18 protein-coding genes are annotated in these 18,674 nt (G+C 62.2%); 9 read left to right on the top strand and 9 right to left on the bottom strand.

The genetic code is table 11. The features are described from left to right. Positions 1-178: 178 nt before the first annotated feature. Positions 179-1,051, top strand: coding sequence for a DMT family transporter (locus ACIQUI_RS09550; protein WP_403197483.1), 873 nt, complete (start codon positions 179-181; stop codon positions 1,049-1,051). On the opposite strand, the gene ACIQUI_RS09545 is transcribed toward ACIQUI_RS09550, so the two are convergent. Beyond that, positions 1,048-1,938 (bottom strand): alpha/beta fold hydrolase, encoded by an 891-nt coding sequence (locus ACIQUI_RS09545; protein ID WP_403197480.1) that lies wholly within the window; start codon positions 1,936-1,938, stop codon positions 1,048-1,050. The genes ACIQUI_RS09550 and ACIQUI_RS09545 overlap by 4 nt on opposite strands. 123 nt (positions 1,939-2,061) lie before the next feature. On the opposite strand from ACIQUI_RS09545, the gene osmE reads away from it, so the two are divergent. Both osmE and ACIQUI_RS09535 read left to right on the top strand, forming a co-directional pair. Further along, a complete protein-coding gene (gene osmE / locus ACIQUI_RS09540; RefSeq protein ID WP_027592558.1) occupies positions 2,062-2,403 on the top strand; it encodes an osmotically-inducible lipoprotein OsmE in 342 nt (113 codons plus the stop codon). Positions 2,404-2,445: 42 nt separating this feature from the next. Continuing rightward, positions 2,446-2,976: a bacterioferritin gene (locus ACIQUI_RS09535; RefSeq protein WP_403197477.1), complete on the top strand. Its 531-nt coding sequence runs from the start codon at positions 2,446-2,448 to the stop codon at positions 2,974-2,976. 128 nt (positions 2,977-3,104) lie between these two features. Here ACIQUI_RS09535 and ACIQUI_RS09530 read toward each other — a convergent pair whose 3' ends face one another. After that, positions 3,105-5,171, bottom strand: coding sequence for an AsmA family protein (locus tag ACIQUI_RS09530; RefSeq protein WP_403197474.1), 2,067 nt, complete (start codon positions 5,169-5,171; stop codon positions 3,105-3,107). A gap of 341 nt (positions 5,172-5,512) precedes the next feature. Here ACIQUI_RS09530 and ACIQUI_RS09525 point away from each other — a divergent pair, with 341 nt between their 5' ends. The 3 genes from ACIQUI_RS09525 (at position 5,513) to ACIQUI_RS09515 (ending at position 7,902) form a co-directional block, all read left to right on the top strand. Then, positions 5,513-5,875 (top strand): hypothetical protein, encoded by a 363-nt coding sequence (locus ACIQUI_RS09525; RefSeq protein ID WP_197854212.1) that lies wholly within the window; start codon positions 5,513-5,515, stop codon positions 5,873-5,875. Positions 5,876-5,996: 121 nt separating this feature from the next. Then, complete coding sequence (locus ACIQUI_RS09520) at positions 5,997-6,629, top strand: TetR family transcriptional regulator (RefSeq protein WP_403197471.1); 633 nt, start codon at positions 5,997-5,999, stop codon at positions 6,627-6,629. 175 nt (positions 6,630-6,804) lie between these two features. Then, positions 6,805-7,902, top strand: a complete 1,098-nt coding sequence (locus ACIQUI_RS09515) for an AGE family epimerase/isomerase (protein ID WP_403197469.1) — start codon at positions 6,805-6,807, stop codon at positions 7,900-7,902. 98 nt (positions 7,903-8,000) lie between these two features. On the opposite strand, the gene ACIQUI_RS09510 is transcribed toward ACIQUI_RS09515, so the two are convergent. From ACIQUI_RS09510 to ACIQUI_RS09485, 6 genes are all read right to left on the bottom strand, one after another. After that, positions 8,001-8,768, bottom strand: coding sequence for an SDR family oxidoreductase (locus ACIQUI_RS09510; RefSeq protein ID WP_403197466.1), 768 nt, complete (start codon positions 8,766-8,768; stop codon positions 8,001-8,003). A 693-nt stretch (positions 8,769-9,461) separates the two neighbouring features. Beyond that, complete coding sequence (locus tag ACIQUI_RS09505; protein ID WP_403197464.1) at positions 9,462-10,178, bottom strand: ABC transporter ATP-binding protein; 717 nt, start codon at positions 10,176-10,178, stop codon at positions 9,462-9,464. Next, the gene (locus ACIQUI_RS09500) at positions 10,175-11,050 is read right to left on the bottom strand and encodes an ATP-binding cassette domain-containing protein (protein ID WP_403197462.1); all 876 of its coding nucleotides are present in this window, start codon (positions 11,048-11,050) and stop codon (positions 10,175-10,177) included. The genes ACIQUI_RS09505 and ACIQUI_RS09500 overlap by 4 nt, the downstream gene beginning before the upstream one ends. After that, positions 11,047-12,348, bottom strand: coding sequence for a high-affinity branched-chain amino acid ABC transporter permease LivM (livM, locus tag ACIQUI_RS09495; protein ID WP_403197460.1), 1,302 nt, complete (start codon positions 12,346-12,348; stop codon positions 11,047-11,049). The genes ACIQUI_RS09500 and livM overlap by 4 nt, the downstream gene beginning before the upstream one ends. Before the next feature lie 2 nt (positions 12,349-12,350). Next, positions 12,351-13,265, bottom strand: coding sequence for a branched-chain amino acid ABC transporter permease LivH (locus tag ACIQUI_RS09490; protein WP_403197457.1), 915 nt, complete (start codon positions 13,263-13,265; stop codon positions 12,351-12,353). Positions 13,266-13,410: 145 nt separating this feature from the next. Further along, positions 13,411-14,547: a branched-chain amino acid ABC transporter substrate-binding protein gene (locus ACIQUI_RS09485; RefSeq protein WP_403197454.1), complete on the bottom strand. Its 1,137-nt coding sequence runs from the start codon at positions 14,545-14,547 to the stop codon at positions 13,411-13,413. Positions 14,548-15,072: 525 nt separating this feature from the next. Here ACIQUI_RS09485 and pncB point away from each other — a divergent pair. Then, a complete protein-coding gene (gene pncB, locus ACIQUI_RS09480; protein ID WP_403197452.1) occupies positions 15,073-16,278 on the top strand; it encodes a nicotinate phosphoribosyltransferase in 1,206 nt (401 codons plus the stop codon). Positions 16,279-16,281: 3 nt separating this feature from the next. After that, positions 16,282-17,109: an ammonia-dependent NAD(+) synthetase gene (nadE, locus tag ACIQUI_RS09475; RefSeq protein ID WP_391129436.1), complete on the top strand. Its 828-nt coding sequence runs from the start codon at positions 16,282-16,284 to the stop codon at positions 17,107-17,109. A gap of 114 nt (positions 17,110-17,223) precedes the next feature. Here the strand turns inward: nadE and azu are convergent, their stop codons facing one another. Next, positions 17,224-17,673: an azurin gene (gene azu, locus ACIQUI_RS09470; RefSeq protein WP_403197449.1), complete on the bottom strand. Its 450-nt coding sequence runs from the start codon at positions 17,671-17,673 to the stop codon at positions 17,224-17,226. A 349-nt stretch (positions 17,674-18,022) separates the two neighbouring features. Here azu and ACIQUI_RS09465 point away from each other — a divergent pair, with 349 nt between their 5' ends. Then, positions 18,023-18,610 carry a TIGR00730 family Rossman fold protein gene (locus ACIQUI_RS09465; RefSeq protein ID WP_403197448.1) on the top strand — a complete coding sequence of 196 codons (588 nt, stop codon included), beginning with the start codon at positions 18,023-18,025 and terminating at the stop codon, positions 18,608-18,610. Positions 18,611-18,674: the final 64 nt, after the last annotated feature.

Raw genomic sequence — 18,674 nt, 5'->3', positions numbered from 1 at the left:
ATAGGCTTGTGGACGGACAACCGATAATACAGGCCTATCGAGGGCCTGCTTTGCAGGCCTTCGCGGGCGCGCCCGCCCCCACAGGATCCGCGTCAGCCTCCAGATTCCTGTGGGAGCGGGCATGCCCGCGAAGGGCTGCAAAGCAGCCCCAATCAGCCAAAAACGAGTACCCCGCTACATGAATTACCTGTTCCCCCTCACCGCCATCCTCATCTGGGCCGGCAATACCGTGGTCACCAAGATGTCCGCCGGTGCCATCCACCCCGCCGAAATCGGCTTCTACCGCTGGCTGCTGGCCGGGCTGCTGTTCACCCCGTTCCTGCTGCCCGCCGTGTGGCGCAACCGCGCAGCCATTCGCCCGCACCTGGGCAAAGTATTCGTGCTCGGCGTGCTGGGCATGGCGCTGTACCAGAGCCTGGCCTACTTCGCCGCCGGCATCACCAGCGCCACCAACATGGGCATCATCCTCTCGCTGATGCCATTGATGTCGCTGGCGCTGTCCATCGCCTGGCTGGGCCAGCGGCTGAGCTACGGCGCGCTGCTGGGTGCGGTGGTTTCATTCTTCGGCGTACTGGAAGTGGTCAGCGCCGGGCACCCCGCCAGCCTGCTGGAACAAGGCCTGAACAGCGGCGACCTGTTGATGCTGGTGGCCACCCTGGCCTATGCGCTGTACAGCTTCCTGCTGAAAAAATGGCAGCTGCGCTTGCCACCCCTGCAATTGCTTTACCTGCAGGTGCTGGTGGCGATCGTGGTGCTACTGCCGCTGTTCCTGCTGTCGGACAAGACCGGCCTGAACAGCCACAACATCGGCCTGGTGCTGTATGCCTGCTTGCTGGCCTCGATGATCGCGCCGCTGGTGTGGATGCAGGCGGTGCACCGCCTGGGGCCAAGCCGTACCACGCTGTTCTTCAACCTGCTGCCGGTGGTTACTGCGCTGATCGCCGCCGTGGTGCTCGACGAGCAACTGGCCCGTTATCACCTGATCGGCGGCGTGCTGACCCTGGCCGGGGTGGTGCTGGCCGAGCGCTGGACCACCCCCATCCGCCGCTAAAGCCCTGCCGCCTTGAGCCGGGCGGCATGGTCGGTGAACAGCCGCAGCGGCTCGGCGCCTTTGCCCACGGCACCCAGCGACTGGTTGACGATGTCCAGATGGTCGAGCGGATAGTCGTCGCCAATTACCTGCCCCAGGTGCGAACTGAAGCGCCCGACCATACCGTCGCACTGGCCCTTCTCCTTGACGAAACTGCGCGCAAACAGGCGGCAAAAGCGGTTGCTGCCGTCAAAACGGTTGCGGCCCTGGTCAGTCAGGCCGGGTTGCAAGGTGCCGGACCAGGAGTAATAGCGCACGCCATTGACCTCATAGGCACCTTCACCGCCCCAGGCCTGCGGCAGGCCCTGTGGATAAGCCTGGTTGAACAGCGCAACCCCGGCGCTGGTCAGCGACTGGTGCGAGGCGTGCACGTCGACCGGCAGCGGGTCGCGGCGCCAGCCGGTTTCCAGCCACACCAGCATCAGGGCAAAACCATGCAGCACGGCCTTGAGGATGCGCCCCTGGGCAGAATCGCCCGGCGCCGTGCGCGCCAGGTGGTCGGCCAGTTCCGAGCCGTGGTTGGGGCCAGCCACCGAGGTGACCGAAGCCACGCGGTCCGGCCGCTTGGCCGCGGCGTAGCGCGCACTCAGGGCACCCTGGCTATGGCCGATGAGGTTGACCTTGTCGGCGCCGGTGCGCTGGCAAATGCCTTCGATAATCGCCAGCAACTGCTCGCCACGCACCTCGCTTGAGTGCAGCGGCGAAACCTGCACCGGGAACACCTGTGCCCCGCCCTTGCGCAGGGCCGGCACGATGCCGAACCAGTAGGGATAGAGCACCAACCGGACAAACCCGAGCATGCCCGGCACCAGCACCAACGGGTATCGCGTGGCCAATTCCTGCTGCATTGCCCCTGCCCCTTTCCGTGGACGACCGGCCAACACTACAGCGGCCATCATGACCATCGCAATCGAACTCCCGACGCGCGCTGTGGTTCCAAACCACACAGACCCTTTGCAAGGAGCGGGACCATGTACAAGCAGACCCTGGCAATCCTTCTGGCAAGCGCCACCCTGGCCGCCTGCGGCAGCCGCCCGGAAAACCCGGTGGACTACGTCACCTACCGCGACGAGCCGCTGGTCAAGCAGGTTGAACACGGCATGACCATGCAGAAAGTAATCGCCATCGGCGGCAGCCCGTCGAACGTGATCGACCTGCCGCACGGGGGCACCTGCAACGACTACATCCTCAACCGCGACGGCAAGCAGCAGCCTTACTACGTGCGCTTCGACGCTACCGGCCATGTCGATGCCAAGGGCTTCAAGACCTGCAAGCAGCGCCAAGAGGACAGCGACGCCGTGCATGGCGCGTAAGTCCCACCCTCACCTACCGTCCTGACCCGCCTGGAGATAACCATGAGCAACGTTGAACTGACCGATGTGCAAACCCTGCGCGAGCGTGCCCGCCAGCATGTCGAGCAAGGTGCGGTGACCGAGGGCTATCACGCCGATCGCCAACAGATCCTGCGCCTGCTGAACGAGTCACTGGCCACCGAACTGGTCTGTGTACTGCGCTACAAGCGCCACTACTTCATGGCCAGCGGCATCAAGGCCAGTGTGGCTGCCAGCGAGTTTCTGGAGCATGCCAACCAAGAAGCCGAGCATGCCGACAAGCTGGCGGAGCGCATCGTGCAGCTGGGCGGGGAGCCGGATTTCAACCCGGATAACCTGAGCAAGCATTCCCATGCCCAGTATGTGGCGGGTAATTCGCTGAAGGAGATGGTACTGGAGGATCTGGTGGCAGAGCGGATCGCCATTGATAGCTACCGCGAGATCATTCAGTACATCGGTGATACAGACCCGACCACTCGCCGTATCTTTGAAGACATCCTGGCGCAGGAAGAAGAGCACGCGGACGATATGTCTGACCTGTTGCAAGGGCTGTAATCGCTGGGGGCTGCTTTGCAGCCCATCGCAGGCAAGCCAGCTCCCACAGGTACTGCGCAAGTTTCAGGGCGTGTGCAGACCTGTGGGAGCTGGCTTGCCTGCGATGGGCCGCAACGCGGCCCCCTTTCTCATTTCTTGCCTTTCACCGCAGCCGGCGCCTTGCCCGCCTTCATCTGCTGCAACAACGGTGTGCACTGGTTCGGTTCATCCCCACTGCTGGGCGCAATCAGCGCCAGCAACCCAGCCGCCGGCCCGGCCACGACACCGAGCGCCACCATTCCCGCACCGCGTAGCGCCAGCGGCAACGCCTGCACCCCGGCACCGGGCTTGGCAAACGGCCCGCGCACATACAGCGGCGAGCGCAGCGAGAACAGCCGCAGCCCTTTCGATTCCGGGGTGATCTTCAAGTCCAACTGCTCGCTGGCGAAATTGGCCGTGCCGTTGATGTAGATGATCGCGTTCTCGGTATCGAAGATGAACAGGCGCGTCGTTGCCAGGCCATCCTTGATCCCCACATCAGCCGCCGCACAATTGATCTTCACATCCTCGTCACCAAACAGTTTGCCGACCACGTAATTGCCCACGTTCAAACCGGCAATCTCCATCAGGCTGCGGCTGATGGCGCCATCGTTGATCAGCATGCGCAGGTCACCATTGGCCGTGCCCAGCAAAGCCGCTACCGAATTGCCACGGCCGCTGATGTCGGCATCACCGTTCAACTCGCCAAAACTGGTCTGCATCGGTGCAAAGGAAGGGAACAGTTGCTTGAGCTTGAAGCCACGTGCAGTCAGCTGGGCACGCCCCTGCAATGGCACGTTGCGCCCGTCCAGGCGAATTTTGGAGGCCAGGTTGCCACCGGCCACGCCAAAGCGCAGGGGCTCCAGGCGCAGCAGGCCGTCTTCGAGGATTACATGCGCCGACAGGTCATTGAACGGCAATTGCGTGCTGTGCACGATGCGCTTGCCGGCAAAGGTGACGTCAGCGTCCATCGCACGCCAGCGCTCGGTGCGGAACTCTTCTACCGGCAACACCTTGCCTGCCGGCTGCTTGCTGGCGCCCCCCCGAGCCTTTTGCTCGGCGTTGGAATCGGCGCCAATCAGCGGTGCCAGGTCCTTGAACAGCAACTGGTTGGAAACCAGGTTGCCGGACAACCTGGGCCGTGGCTGGCTGGCGACGAAGGCAAGGTCTCCGTGGATATCGCTGTCACCGATCTTGCCGTTGAAGCCCTGATAGTTGAACGTCGCGCCTTGCTCCGCATGCAGGTTGGCGCTGAGGTGGCCGTCGGTCGAGTAGGCCGGGGTGTCCGGCAGGGTAACCCCGGTCAATGGGTAGAGGTTGCCCAGGCTGGCACCGGAAAGGCGCAAGCGAAGGTCGAGAGCGCCGAGGTTGCGAGGGTCGGTCAGGGTGCCGGCGAGCACCACATGGGTATCGGCGATACGCACGTCGGCCTGCAAAGGGAACGGCTGACTGGCGTCCTGCAGGGCCAGCAGGCCGCCGATCTTGCCAGTACCGGACACTGGCTGGCCCTTGTAGCGGCCCTGGGCCTTGAGCCCGAAGGCGTAGTCCTGCGCACCGCCGGCCTTCTCGGCGCTGGCCTTGCCGACGATGTCGCTGAACGGAATTGGCTTGCCAAGCGGGTCTATCTGCACCTTCATGCTGGTTTTCAGGGTTTGGTCGTCGAAGCTGACATTGCCCTGATCGAACCCGATTGCACCGATGTCCAGCTGCCATTTGGAGGGTTCTGCGTTTTCATCCTTGGGGCCGAAGTCGAATATCCAGTTGGCACGGCCATCAGCCAGGCGAGTGAGGCTGGCGGTGGGCCTGGTCAGGTCAATGCGCGGAATACTGATCTGCTGGAACAGCAGCGGCAACGGCGCCAGGCGGAACTCCACGCGTTCCAGGCCGACCATCTTCGGCTCCTTGAGCCACTCAGGATTGCCCAGGCTAAGGTCCTCGGCAATGAAGTGCGGCCAAGGCACCCAGGCTCGCCAGCCCCCCTCTTCAGGCTCGGTGCGCCAGTGGAGGGCAAGGTTGCCGTTGATTGCGAAGGGCCGGTGCAGGGCCTCGGAAACCTTTTCGTTGAGCAGCGGCTTGACGCGGTTCCAGTCGAAGGTGGCGATCACCACCACCAGGATTGCCAGCAGTGTCAGCAGGCTGGTGAAAGTCCAGACGAGGATTCTGGCGGGACGCGTCATTGCGTGGTTCTCCTTGCGGCATGGCACAAAACGGGCACAACGTTGGCACTCAATATGTCGGACTTGCGAAAACCCGCAGGGTTTTATCGATAGCGCCATGATAGCGAAGTTTTTCCTGGCCTTTTGCTCAGCAATTTGTCGTGCCAGCCCCTACATGTTACCCATTACCGGCAACGTCAAATTGCCACCATTCGACCTGCAACAGGCTGAATAGAGACGTTGCGAACCTCTATCAACGCGGTCGATTGTTACCATTACCCGTATGAACTTCTCTCTGGCGTTACGCGGCGTAGCATTGGCTTCGTACCCACTTTCCAGCCCCCGAGAGGAGCACCGAAATCATGAAACGCCATCTGCTGACCCTGACCCTGTCCATCCTGGCTGCCAACGCTTTTGCACTGCCAGCTGCCGAACAACACCTGACCGCTGAATCGCGCTCCAGCGCTGCGGAAATCGCCCAACCGCTGAAAACCGTAGCCGAAGGTGGCTCTGATCGCCTGATCGAACGCAGTGGCCGTGTCGCCGAAGGTGGCTCTGATCGCCTGATCGAACGCAGTGGCCGCGTCGCCGAAGGTGGCTCTGATCGCCTGATCGAACGCAGTGGCCGCGTTGCCGAAGGTGGCTCTGACCGCCTGATCGAACGCAGTGGCCGCGTCGCTGAAGGTGGTTCGGATCGCCTGGTCGAACTCAGCCGTGTGAGCTGATAGCCATGGTCGAAAAGAACAACTCATGTCACAACGCTTGCTCCCCTCCAGGCCCGGTCATTGACCGGGCTTTGTTTTTTTAACTAGAGTGCCCAGCCTTACCGCCACAGAAGCCCGCACCATGCTGCCGCGCGCCGAACAGAAGCTACAGACCCGCCAGGCCCTGCTCGATGCCGCCTGCCTGCTGATGGAGAGCGGCCGTGGCTTCGGCAGTATCAGCCTGCGCGAAGTAGCAAAAACGGCAGGCATCGTGCCCACCGGGTTCTACCGGCACTTTTCCGACATGGACGCCTTGGGCCTGGCCCTGGTAGCTGAAGTCGATACCACGTTCCGCCAGACCATCCGCCTGGTGCGGCAAAACGAATTCGAACTGGGTGGCATCACCGACGCCTCGGTGCGCATCTTCCTCGATGTGGTGGCCGCCCACCGTGCACAGTTCCTGTTCCTGGCCCGCGAGCAATACGGTGGCTCACAGGCCGTGCGCCAGGCCATTGCCCGCCTGCGCCAGGACATCAGCGACGACCTGGCCACCGACCTTGCGCGCATGAAGCGCTGGCAGCACCTGGACAGTGCCGCGCTGACGGTGATGGCCGACCTGGTGGTGAAGACCGTGTTCGCTACCCTGCCCGAACTTATTGACAGCCCGGAAGCGGGTTATCCACAGACGCTGACGGCGCAGGAAAAGATTACCCAGCAGTTGCGCTTCATCTTTGTCGGGGCGCGGCACTGGCAGGGGCTGGGCAACCCGGGCTGATGGGTAGCCTGTGCCGGCCCTTTCGCGGGCACGCCCGCTCCCACAGGTAACCCACATTGCTGGGACGTGTGGTGCTCCTGTGGGAGCGGGCGCGCCCGCGAAAGGGCCAGCACAGGCTACCGAGAACCCCAGTTCTGCTACCATGGCGCCCTGCCCGACAGCGACGAGCGCCGAAATGTCCAACCCCCGCCCCACCCTGCCCGAACTGGCCCGTTTCAACCAGCACTTCGCCGAGCGCATCGTGCCGATGTGGCAAGGGCCAGGCTGGAACGCCGACATGGCCCTGCCCTACGAGGCGCTGGACGATCAGCATCAGCCATTGCCCGTGCAGCGCTACCGGGCCATGGCCTGCGCCCGTCAGCTGTATCTGTTCAGCAGCCGCATCGGCCAACCGGGCGCCGCCGAGCGCGCAGCCGCCCTGTTCCGCTCCCTGCAAAAGCACTTCCACGACGCCGAGCACGGTGGCTGGTTCTACAGCATCGATGCCCAGGGCAAGCCGCTGGACCGGCGCAAGGACCTGTATACCCACGCCTTCATCGTCTTCGCCTGCGCGCACTACTGGGGCAAGGTGCGCGAAAGCCTGGTGGAGTCCACCCTGAACGCCGCGCTGGACATCATCGACCAGCAGTTTGCCCGTGACGACGGCCTGTACGAAGCCAGCCTGGGCGAAGACTGGGCCGACCTGGGCAGCGGCCCGCTGCAGAACCCGCAGATGCACCTGGCCGAAGCATTCCTGCAAGTGCTGGCGGTGCGTGATGACGAGCATACCCGACTGTCGCTGCTGCAACTGTGCGAAGCACTGCAGACATACTTCATCGAACCGGCCCACGGCCTGATGCTGGAAAAGCCACTCGGGGCTGTGGATAACTGGTTTGAGCCAGGGCATCAGTTCGAGTGGTTCTATTTGCTGCATACCTCGCCGCTGCTGCGTGATACGCCGCTGCATGCGTCCATCGACCGGGCCTTCGGCTTTGCCGAGCAGTATGGGGTGAAAGATGCGGCAGTGCTGGCGATGCTGGATGTGGAGGGCAAGGTGATCGATGCCACCCAGCGGATCTGGGCCCAGGCGGAGTATTTGCGGGCACTGGTGTTGCGGGCTGGGGGCGAGGCAAAATTGCCGGAGCTGTTGCAGGTGCTGGAGGCGCGGTTCCTGCGTGAGGCGGGCTGGTATGAGTGCCGGGATGGGCAAGGCAGTGTCAGCCGGCATGATATGCCTTCGACTACGCCCTACCATTTGGCGACTTGCCTGGAAGGGCTGCAGCGCTTGAGCTGACGCATTCGCGGGCACGCCCGCTCCCACAGGGATAGCGCCGACCTTGAGGGCGGCAAATTACCTGTGGGAGCGGGCGCGCCCGCGAAGAGGCCCTCGGATCAGCCCTTGACCGAGCGGTCGATGGAGAACCCTGCCCAGTCCTGGCTCACCGGCATCAACTCGAGGCTGTTGATATTGATGTGCGCCGGCTGGTTGAGGATCCAGAAGATGGTCTCGGCAATGTCCTGCGGCTGGATCGGCTCGGCACCCGCATAGGTCGCGTCGTACTTGGCCTGGTCACCACCAAAGCGCACCAGCGAGAACTCGCTCTCGCACAGGCCCGGCTCGATGTTACTCACCCGCACGCCAGTACCGCGCAGGTCGCAGCGCAGGCTCAGCGAGAACTGGCCGACAAACGCCTTGGTGCCGCCATACACGTTGCTGCCCGGGTACGGGTAGTTGCCCGCCACCGAACCCACGTTGAGGATCGATGCACCACGGCCGTGGGCGATCAGGCGTGGCAGCAGCAACCGAGTGGTGTACATCAGGCCCTTGATGTTGGTGTCGACCATGGTTTCCCAGTCGTCCAGGCTGCAGTTCTGCGCCGCGTCCACACCCAGTGCCAGGCCAGCGTTGTTCACCAGGCCCTGCAGCTTGTCGAAGCCGGCCGGCAGGGTGGCAATGGCCTGTTCCATAGCCTTGCGGTCACGCACGTCCAGTACCAGGCCATGCACTTCGGTCTTGGCCGACAGTTCGGCACACAGGGCATCCAGGCGCTCCTTGCGACGGCCGGTGAGCACCAGCTTCCAGCCGGCTTCGGCGAAGCGGCGGGCGGTGGCCTCGCCAAAACCGGAAGTGGCGCCAGTGATGAATACGGTGGACGTCATGCTCTGTTCCTCACGGTGGGTTGTCATCGGCAGCTTTGCAGCATGCCCGCGCCGGGCGCCGGCAGCAAGCCGTTCATGGCGCTGTTCATTTTTTGTACATATGCGGCAAACCCTTGCGGCAGAGGGCTTGGCGCCAGCTATGCGCATGTTATCCACAAGGCTTTCCCCACGGATTGGGGGCAACTTGTCTGCTGTGCGGAACCCTTTCAGCGGCTTGTGGTCGGTGGATATCTTTTCGGTGATGGCGCAAGGCTTTCAAGCATGCCGCCTGTAGCGGTCTGTCCAAGGTTTTTACACAGAGTTATCCACAGTTTTTTCATTGCTCTGCGGATGCATGCAGGGCTTTGAAATACCTTGGAAAATCATCCACAAGCCGGACATGATCAAAAAATGATCACACCTCTGCAGGGCTTGATATTAAAGGGCTTGAGCGAGATGCCACCATGTTTTCCACAGGCGGTTCCACATTATCCGTGGAAAAGATCTGGCCTGTGGAAACAAGGGCTTGGGATGGGATGGTGATGATTATGGCCAAAGGTGCGCGACAAGTTGTCCACATTGGGAATGGGGCTGCTTTGCAGCCCATCGCCGGCAAGCCAGCTCCCACAGGTATTGCGTTGCTCTCAGGGCTTGTGAGATCCCTGTGGGAGCTGGCTTGCCGGCGATGGGCCGCAAAGCGGCCCCGAATTAAACTCAATGCCCGCCAAGATAGGCGTTACGCACTTCCTCGTTGACCAACAGTTCCTGCCCGGTCCCGGTCATGCGGATCTGCCCGTTGACCATCACATACGCACGGTCCGACAACTTCAGCGCATGGTTGGCGTTCTGCTCCACCAGGAAGATGGTCATCCCGCTCTTGGCCAATTCACGCAACGTCGAGAAGATCTGCTTGACCACGATCGGCGCCAGCCCCAGCGAGGGCTCGTCCAGCAGCAGCAACTTGGGCCGGCTCATCAGCGCCCGGGCGATGGCGAGCATCTGCTGCTCGCCACCGGACATGGTCATGGCCCGCTGGTTGCGCCGCTCCTTCAGCCGTGGGAACAACTCGTACATGCGCTGCATGTCTTCGTCGGCATGTTTGTCGCCAATGGGGATGGTGCCCATCATCAGGTTCTCCTCGACGGTCATGTCGGGGAACACCCGGCGCCCCTCCGGTGACTGGGCAATGCCGTTGGAGGCGATGTAGTGCGACGACTTGCGGGTGATGTCAGTGCCGCGGTACACGATGTTCCCGGCGGCCGCCCGCGGCTGGCCGAAGATCGACATCAGCAAGGTCGACTTGCCGGCACCGTTGGCACCGATCAGGCTGACCGTCTCGCCCTCGTTGATGTGCATCGACACCTTTTTCAGCGCCTGGATCGGCCCGTAGAACACGTCCAGGTCCTTCAGCTCGAGAATGGGTGCACTCATACCAGTTCCTCTTCGTCTGCACCCAGGTAGGCGGCGATCACCGTCGGGTTATGGCGGATATCCTGCGGGGCGCCTTCGGCAATCACGTTGCCGTGGTCCAGCACCACGATATGGTCGGAAATGCTCATGACCATGCCCATGTCGTGCTCGATCAGCACCACAGTGATGTCATGCTCGTCACGCAGCACGCGGATCATGCGGCTGAGCGCCTCGGTTTCCTGCGGGTTCAGGCCGGCAGCCGGTTCGTCCAGGCAGATGATCTTTGGCCGCGTGCACATGGCCCGGGCAATTTCCAGGCGACGCTGCTGGCCGTACGACAGCTCGCCGGCCAGGCGGTTGGCACAGTCGACCAGATCAACCACTTCCAGCCAGTAGAAGGCGTGGTCCAGCGCATCGCTCTCGGCCTTGCGGAAGGCCTTGGTGTTGAGCACCCCGGCCAGCAGGTTGCGGTTGACCCACATGTGCTGGGCTACCAGCAGGTTCTCCACCACCGACATTTCCTTGAACAGGCGAATGTTCTGGAAGGTGCGCGCCAGGCCTGCGCGGTTGACCAGGTGAGTACCGCCGAACATCTTGTAGTACAGGCGGTTGGCAAAGCGCGCCGGCGACACGAAGTCGGCCGCCTGGAAGCGCTCGCCAAGCAGCTGGATGACGTTGGTGTGGCTGCCGCGCACGTTCAGCTCGATACGCCCGCCGCTGGCCTTGTAGAATCCGGTCAGGCAGTTGAACACGGTGGTCTTGCCGGCGCCGTTGGGGCCGATCAGGGCGAAGATCTGGTTGCGCTTGACCTTCAGGCTGACGTCGCTGAGCGCCTTGATGCCGCCGAACTGCATCATCAGGTTGTCGACCGATAGAATGATTTCGTCGCTCATGGCGCCACTCCTTTACGCGGGGTCACACCGGTACGGCTGATGCGGATCAGCCCACGCGGTCGCCAGATCATCATCAGCACCATCAACACACCGAACAGCAGTACCCGGTATTCGGAGAAGCTGCGCAGCAGCTCCGGCGCCACGGTCAGCACGAACGCCGCGATCACCACGCCCACGGTCGAGCCCATGCCGCCCAGTACGACGATGGCGAGGATCAGCGCCGACTCGAAGAAGGTGAACGACGACGGGTTGACGAAGCCCTGGTAGGTGGCAAAGAACACCCCGGCCAGGCCGGCAGTGGAAGCACCCAGGGTAAACGCCGAAAGCTTGACCAGTACGTGGTTCAGGCCCATCGAGCGGCAGGCGATCTCGTCTTCGCGCAGTGCTTCCCACGCCCGGCCGACCGGCATGCGGGTCAGGCGGTGCTTGATGTACAACACCGCCAGCACAACCAGGAACAGCACCGCGTAGATGAACACGAACTTGAGGTTGGCGTTGTAATCGAAGCCGAAGAACTCATGGATCGGCACCCCGCCGTCCTTGGCCCGGCGGCCGAACTCCAGGCCGAAGAAGGTTGGCGACGGCGCCGGCATGCCGTTGGGGCCACCGGTGAACGACAGCCAGTTGTTCAGCACCAGGCGGATGATCTCGCCAAAGCCCAGGGTCACGATCGCCAGGTAGTCACCGTGCATGCGTAACACCGGGAAGCCGAGTATGCACCCCGCCAGCGCCGCCGCGATGGCCGCCAGCGGCAGTACGCTCCAGAAGCCCAGGCCGAGGTATTGGTAACCCAGCGCCAGGCCGTAGGCGCCAATGGCGTAGAACGCCACGTAACCCAGGTCGAGCAGGCCGGCCAGGCCGACCACGATATTCAGGCCAAGGCCCAGCAACACGTAGATCAGGCCGAGGATGACCACGGTCAGCAGGTACTTGTTGGCGAAGATCGGGAAGACGATGGCAATTACCACCAGCGCCGGGATGATGTAGCGCAACCGCGACTTGTAGTCCGGTGCGTTGACGTGCACGCCCGAGCCACCACTGTCGAAGCCTTCGAGCATGCGCCGCCCGGCGGCGGTCTGCACGTAGAGGCTGAGCAGGAAGCGCCCGAGCATCACCCCGCCCACCAGCCAGGCTACCCGGCGTGGTTCGGCGTTGAAGGTGTAACCATCGAGCACCACGCCGACGATCGGGCCGAAGACGATGAGCGCCAGCAGGCCGGCGACGATGGTTTCGAGCAAGCTGCGCTTGATATCGAAACCTTTGGTTTCAGAGGCAGAGGCAATCTTGGCAATCGACATGTTCACACCTTAGCCACGAGCGGACGACCCAGCAGGCCTTGAGGGCGGAAGATAAGGATCATCACCAGCAGCGAGAAGCTGAACACGTCCTTGTAGTCGGAGTTGATCAGGCCAGAGAACAGCGACTCGGAAATACCCAGGATGATCCCGCCAAGCATGGCGCCAGGCAGCGAGCCGATACCACCGAGCACGGCGGCGGTGAACGCCTTGATGCCGATGATGAAGCCGGCGTAGAAGTCGAAGGTGCCGTAGTTCATGGTGATCAGCACGCCTGCCAGGGCGGCCATTACCGCACCGATGACAAACACGTACGAAATCACCCGGTCGGTGTTGATGCCCAGGATCGAGGCCATCTTGCGGTCTTGCTGGGTAGCGCGGCACATGCGGCCGAGCTTGGTGTACTTGATCACGTAGGTGAGCAGGCCCATGCCGACGAAGGCCGCGACCAGGATGAAGATCTTGGTGTAGGTCAGTTGCACGAAGCCGGTACCGAATTCGACGCGCACAGCCCCTTCAAGCAGGGTTGGCACGCCTTGCTGGCGGGCACCCTGGCTGATCTGCGCGTAGTTCTGCAGAATCAGCGAAATACCGATGGCACTGATCAGCGGTGCCAGGCGGGTGGAGTTACGCAGAGGTTTGTAGGCGATGCGCTCGATGGTGAAGCCATACACGCCCGTGACGACGACGGTGAACAACAGCGTGCCCAACATCAGCAGGGGGAACGACTCGATACCGAAATAAGCCAGCAATGCCAGGCTGATCGCCGCGAGGTACGCGGAGATCATGTACACCTCGCCGTGCGCGAAGTTGATCATGCCGATAATGCCATAGACCATTGTGTAGCCGATGGCGATCAGGCCATAGACCGACCCGAGGGTCAGGCCGTTGACCAGTTGCTGCAGGAAAATACCATCCATAACGCAATCTCACCTGAGTGAGACTGCACGGGCGCCGGCCACGGATGAAGCGGCCCCAGGCGGCGCAGAACCGTGCAGATCTCCGAAATAAAGACAGGTACCGCGGGGCTTGGGCCCGAGCATCAGCCCGGGCCGTGGGCCGTTATTATTTTTGTTTTTCCAGCTGGTGGTATTTACCGTCCTTGTCCCACTGGTAGACCACGTAGTCGGAGACGGTCAGGTCGCCTTTACTGTCCCACTTCTTCTCGCCCATGACGGTCTGCACCGGGTTGGCCTTCAGCCACTTGGCAGCATCTTCGCCCTTGTTCGACTTGGCGCCGTTGAAGCCAGCGGCCAGGGCCTGCAGCGAGGCATAGGCGTACAGGGTGTAGCCTTCAGGTTCGGTACCGGCCTTGCGGAACTCTTCCACCACCGCCTTGCTGTCTGGCAGCAGGCGCGGGTCGGCGCCGAAGGTCATGTATACGCCATCGACGTATTGCGCGCCGCCGGCGGTGGCCACCAGTTCGTCGGTGACGATGCCGTCATCGGACATGAACTTGACGTCCTTCAGGCCCTGCTCGCGCAGCTGGCGTACCAGCGGGCCGGCTTCCGGGTGCAGGCCGCCAAAGTAGACCACGTCGGCACCGGTGGAGCGGATCTTGGTAACCACGGCGCTGAAGTCTTTCTCGCCACGGGTCAGGCCTTCGTACAGCACAGGCTTGACGCCGCGTTTTTCCAACTGCGCCTTGGTGGCATCGGCCAGGCCTTGGCCGTAGGTGTCCTTGTCGTGCAGCACCGCGACTTTCTTGCCCTTGAGCACATCAACGATGTAGTCGCCGGCGACGATGCCCTGCTGGTCGTCACGGCCGCACATGCGGAACATGGCGCTCAGGCCACGCTCGGTAACCTGTGGGTTGGTGGAGCCAGGGGTGATGGCGATCACGCCCGCCTCGTCATACACCTCGGACGCCGGAATGGTGTTGGAGGAACAGAAGTGGCCGACCACCCCGATCACCTTGTCCTGGTCGACCAGGCGGTTGGCCACGGCCACGGCCTGCTTCGGCTCGCAGGCGTCATCGCCCTTCACCAGGACGATTTTCTCGCCATTCACGCCACCGGCGGCGTTGATCTTGTCGGCCGCTGCCTGCGCACCCTTCATGTACTGCTCGCCAAACGCTGCGTTCGCCCCGGTCATGGGGCCCGCTACACCGATCTTGACGTCGGCCTGAACATACGAAGAAACACCCAGTGCTGTAGCCACGGCCAGAGCCAGGAAACCTTTCTTGTAAAACGTCTGCGACATGAGGTGGTGCTCCTAGAGTTTTTTTTGGTTGGCACTACAACTTCTCAACCCTGTGCTCAGAGCAAGGGCCGTGCCATAGGTTTTGTCTTCCGGGGAAACACACTGCGCGGGTGCACTGAAGGCGACCGACGGCCTTTTCTTTATTGAGCGTGCAACCGTCTGCCACGCGGCAGGCGCCACCACACGTACAGACAAGGAGCAACCGTACGGTGCCATCATTGCAACCCCGACAAGTGTTTACGTGCAACCAGCCTGTAACAGCGGACGTCACCGAACTGCACACCGCTGGTGCGCGACTGCTACAGGCGGCACCGTTTCAAGGCTAGCCGGTGCATGGAAAAACACCTCTGTTTTGGCTGTTCGGGCCTCTTCGCGGGCTCGCCCGCTCCCACAGGTATTGCACCGTTTTCAAGCTCAGTGCAGTTCCTGTGGGAGCGGGCAAGCCCGCGAAAGGGCCATAACAGCCACACAAGCCATCAAAGGCTGGCACAATGTCCGCCATTCGCCGCTTCCGGAGCCCCCTTGATGAGCGAGAGCGCATTCGCCGAGCGCATCGTGCACAACCTGCTCGACACCGACTTCTACAAACTCACCATGATGCAGGGCGTGTTGCACAACTACCCGGACGCTGACGTCGAATGGGAATTCCGCTGCCGCAACGGCGAGGATCTGCGCCCCTACCTGGGCGAGATCCGTCACCAGCTCGAACTGCTCAGCGACCTCACACTCGATGATGGCCAACTGGCTTTCCTCGAACGCATCAGCTTCCTCAAGCCGGACTTCCTGCGCTTTCTGCGGCTGTTTCGCTTCAACCTGCGCTACGTACGCGTCGGTATCGAAAACGATCAACTGTTCCTGCGCCTGAAAGGCCCGTGGCTGCACGTAATCCTGTTCGAAGTGCCGCTACTGGCCATCATCAGCGAAGTGCGCAACCGCCAACTGCACCCGCACATGCGGCTGGCCGAAGCCCGTGACCAGCTGTACCGCAAGTTCGACTGGCTGCGTGCGCATGCCAGCGATGATGAACTGGCCGACCTGCAGGTGGCCGACTTCGGCACCCGCCGGCGTTTTTCCAGTCGCGTGCAGGAAGAAGTGGTGCGGGTATTGCGCAACGACTTCCCGGCCCGCTTCGTCGGCACCAGCAACGTCGACCTGGCATGGAAACTGGATATCAAGCCGCTGGGCACCATGGCCCATGAGTGGATCATGGCCCACCAGCAGCTCGGCCCGCGGCTGATCGACAGCCAGATCGCCGCGCTGGACTGCTGGGTACGCGAGTACCGCGGGCTGCTCGGCATCGCCCTGACCGATTGCATCACCATGGACGCCTTCCTCGGCGATTTCGACCTGTACTTCGCCAAGCTGTTCGACGGCCTGCGCCATGACTCGGGTGAGCCGGTGGCCTGGGCAGAGAAGGCCATTGCCCACTACCAGAAACTGGGTATCGACCCGATGACCAAGACCCTGGTGTTCTCCGATGGCCTCAACCTCACCCGCTCGCTGGAAATCTTCCGTGCCCTGCGCGGTCGCATCAACGTCAGTTTTGGCATCGGCACCAACCTGACTTGCGACATACCGGGTGTAGCACCGATGAACATCGTGCTTAAAATGACCGACTGCAACGGCGCGCCAGTGGCCAAGATCTCGGACGAAGCCGCCAAGACCCAATGCCGCGACGAGAATTTCGTCGCCTATATGCGCCACGTATTCAAAGTCCCCAGCAAGGAGTAACCCATGCAAGCGGTTCAGCAAGAGATTGCCCAGGCGCTGAAGGTACAGCCGCCGTTCGCCGACACCGCCGCGCTCGAGGCCGAAGTCGCCCGGCGTGTGGCGTTCATCAAGGACTGCCTGGCCAATGCCCGGCTCAAGACCCTGGTGCTGGGCATCAGCGGCGGTGTCGACTCGCTGACGGCCGCCCTGCTCGCCCAGCGCGCAGTGAATGAACTGCGCGCCGAAACCGGCGACCAGGCATACACCTTCATTGCCGTGCGCCTGCCGTACCAGGTGCAGCATGACGAGCATGATGCCCAGGCCTGCCTGGAGGTGATCAAGGCCGATGAAGTGCACACCGTGGACATTGCCCCGGCAGTGCGGGCATTGGCGGCGGAAGTGGTGGAGCTGAAGAACGGCTCGCCAACCCTGGTCGACTTCGTGGTCGGCAACGTCAAGGCGCGTACGCGCATGGTTGCCCAGTACACCATCGCCGGCGCACGCGCAGGCCTGGTGATCGGTACCGACCACGCCGCCGAGGCGGTGATGGGCTTCTTTACCAAGTTTGGTGATGGGGCCTGCGACCTGGCGCCGCTGAGCGGGCTGGTGAAGAACCAGGTACGGGCGATTGCGCGCAGCTTTGGTGCGCCGGAGTCACTGGTGGAGAAGGTGCCGACTGCGGACCTGGAAGACCTGGAACCGGGCAAGCCGGACGAAGCGTCGCATGGCGTGACCTACCAGCAGATCGATGCCTTCCTGCATGGGTTGCCGGTTGACCAGGCAGCATTCGACATCATCGTTGCCACCTACCGCAAGACCCAGCACAAGCGCGAACTGCCGTTTGCCCCATAAAAGCTTCGCGGGCTCGCCCGCTCCCACAGGATAGCCACTGCCCTTGAGAACAGTGATTCACCTGTGGGAGCGGGCGTGCCCGCGAATAGGCCCGAAAGCCCTACTCAGCTGCCATCACTTGACGACAACCTTGCCCTTCATCATCGAGATGTGGCCCGGGAAGGTGCAGAAGAAGCTGTAGTCACCACCGGCTTCCAGCTTGGAAGTGTCGAACTTCACTTCGGTTTCTTTTTCCGGCGCGCCGATCATCGCAGTGTGGGCGATGATGTTGGCGTTATCTTCTTTCAGATAACCCTTTTCGATGCCCTGGCTCATGCCTTCGGTGGCAATGCCCTGCATGTCGGCAGTCTTGCTGATCACCAGGTTGTGACCCATGACGTTCTTCGGCAGGCTGCCGGAGTGGGTCAGTTTGACGGTGAACTCCTTGCAGCTCTTGTCGACGGTGAATTCCTTGGTGGTATAGGACATCTGGTCCGTCGATTCGACAGTTACCGAGCACTCGGCGGCGAAGACAGAAGCGCTGGCGAGGGTCAGCAGGGATACCGCTACAGCTTTCGCAAACATCATGAATCTCCTTGGCAGGGTTTTATCAATTGCGAGACTGCCTGAAACCGTTCAGCCCCCTGCTGACATGGGTCAAGGGGCTGTCAAGAGGCCAGCCAGTAGAATTGTTCAATGGATTGTATACAACCAATCTAAGGGCACATCATGCCCTTTTAATAGACGATGGGACAACCTCTCATTTAGGAGCAATACCAAATGCCCATCTCGAATTTCCTCAATAGCCTGCTCGCGGCCTACGCCCACGGCGCTACTGGCGCCATCTGCGAATTCTCCCGCCCCGAATGAAAGCGGCCTTGGAAGTGACGGGCATGCGCCTTACCCTGTGCAGCTAAGTGACAGGAGATGAGCAATGCCCGTACGTTCCGTTTGTGTGTTCTGCGGCGCCAGCATTGGCGCCAACCCTGCCTACCGTGAGGCCGCCGTCGCGCTTGGCCAGGCCATAGCGCGTCGTGGGCTGAAGCTGGTGTACGGCGGCGGTGCCGTAGGCCTGATGGGCGTGGTGGCCGACGCGGCCATGGCAGCAGGTGGCGAAGTGGTAGGCATCATCCCGCAGAGCCTGCTGGACGCTGAAGTCGGCCACAAAGGCCTGACCCGCCTGGAAGTGGTTGATGGCATGCACGCACGCAAGGCCCGCATGGCCGAACTGAGCGATGCGTTCATCGCCTTGCCGGGTGGGCTGGGTACGCTGGAGGAACTGTTCGAAGTGTGGACCTGGGGGCAACTGGGCTATCACGCCAAGCCACTGGGGCTGCTCGATGTGAACGGCTTTTACGACAAGCTGGGCGGGTTCCTCGACCATATTGTCGAAGAAGGCTTTGTGCGCCCGCAGCACCGGGCGATGTTGCTGCTGGCGCAGCAGCCGGATGAGCTGCTGGACGGGATGGACAGCTTCGTTGCGCCGGTGGCGCCGAAGTGGGTCGACAAGAAACCTGATTGAAGGCTGAAATCCATGGGACCGCTCTGCGGTCCATCGCAGGCAAGCCAGCTCCCACAGGGATTGC

Origin of the sequence: Pseudomonas sp. NPDC090592, from assembly GCF_044769185.1 — a bacterium.
Lineage (GTDB): Bacteria > Pseudomonadota > Gammaproteobacteria > Pseudomonadales > Pseudomonadaceae > Aquipseudomonas.
This window is presented reverse-complemented; position numbering and strand designations above follow the sequence as displayed.

Bases quoted from the DNA above. Each gene is read 5' to 3' on its own strand.
- ACIQUI_RS09530 (WP_403197474.1), bottom strand. From the start codon at position 5,171: ATGACGCGTCCCGCCAGAATCCTCGTCTGGACTTTCACCAGCCTGCTG.
- osmE (WP_027592558.1), top strand. From the start codon at position 2,062: ATGTACAAGCAGACCCTGGCAATCCTTCTGGCAAGCGCCACCCTGGCC.
- ACIQUI_RS09545 (WP_403197480.1), bottom strand. From the start codon at position 1,938: ATGCAGCAGGAATTGGCCACGCGATACCCGTTGGTGCTGGTGCCGGGC.
- ACIQUI_RS09550 (WP_403197483.1), top strand. From the start codon at position 179: ATGAATTACCTGTTCCCCCTCACCGCCATCCTCATCTGGGCCGGCAAT.
- ACIQUI_RS09500 (WP_403197462.1), bottom strand. From the start codon at position 11,050: ATGAGCGACGAAATCATTCTATCGGTCGACAACCTGATGATGCAGTTC.
- ACIQUI_RS09505 (WP_403197464.1), bottom strand. From the start codon at position 10,178: ATGAGTGCACCCATTCTCGAGCTGAAGGACCTGGACGTGTTCTACGGG.
- ACIQUI_RS09535 (WP_403197477.1), top strand. From the start codon at position 2,446: ATGAGCAACGTTGAACTGACCGATGTGCAAACCCTGCGCGAGCGTGCC.
- ACIQUI_RS09525 (WP_197854212.1), top strand. From the start codon at position 5,513: ATGAAACGCCATCTGCTGACCCTGACCCTGTCCATCCTGGCTGCCAAC.
- ACIQUI_RS09520 (WP_403197471.1), top strand. From the start codon at position 5,997: ATGCTGCCGCGCGCCGAACAGAAGCTACAGACCCGCCAGGCCCTGCTC.
- ACIQUI_RS09490 (WP_403197457.1), bottom strand. From the start codon at position 13,265: ATGGATGGTATTTTCCTGCAGCAACTGGTCAACGGCCTGACCCTCGGG.
- ACIQUI_RS09485 (WP_403197454.1), bottom strand. From the start codon at position 14,547: ATGTCGCAGACGTTTTACAAGAAAGGTTTCCTGGCTCTGGCCGTGGCT.
- nadE (WP_391129436.1), top strand. From the start codon at position 16,282: ATGCAAGCGGTTCAGCAAGAGATTGCCCAGGCGCTGAAGGTACAGCCG.
- livM (WP_403197460.1), bottom strand. From the start codon at position 12,348: ATGTCGATTGCCAAGATTGCCTCTGCCTCTGAAACCAAAGGTTTCGAT.
- pncB (WP_403197452.1), top strand. From the start codon at position 15,073: ATGAGCGAGAGCGCATTCGCCGAGCGCATCGTGCACAACCTGCTCGAC.
- azu (WP_403197449.1), bottom strand. From the start codon at position 17,673: ATGTTTGCGAAAGCTGTAGCGGTATCCCTGCTGACCCTCGCCAGCGCT.
- ACIQUI_RS09465 (WP_403197448.1), top strand. From the start codon at position 18,023: ATGCCCGTACGTTCCGTTTGTGTGTTCTGCGGCGCCAGCATTGGCGCC.
- ACIQUI_RS09510 (WP_403197466.1), bottom strand. From the start codon at position 8,768: ATGACGTCCACCGTATTCATCACTGGCGCCACTTCCGGTTTTGGCGAG.
- ACIQUI_RS09515 (WP_403197469.1), top strand. From the start codon at position 6,805: ATGTCCAACCCCCGCCCCACCCTGCCCGAACTGGCCCGTTTCAACCAG.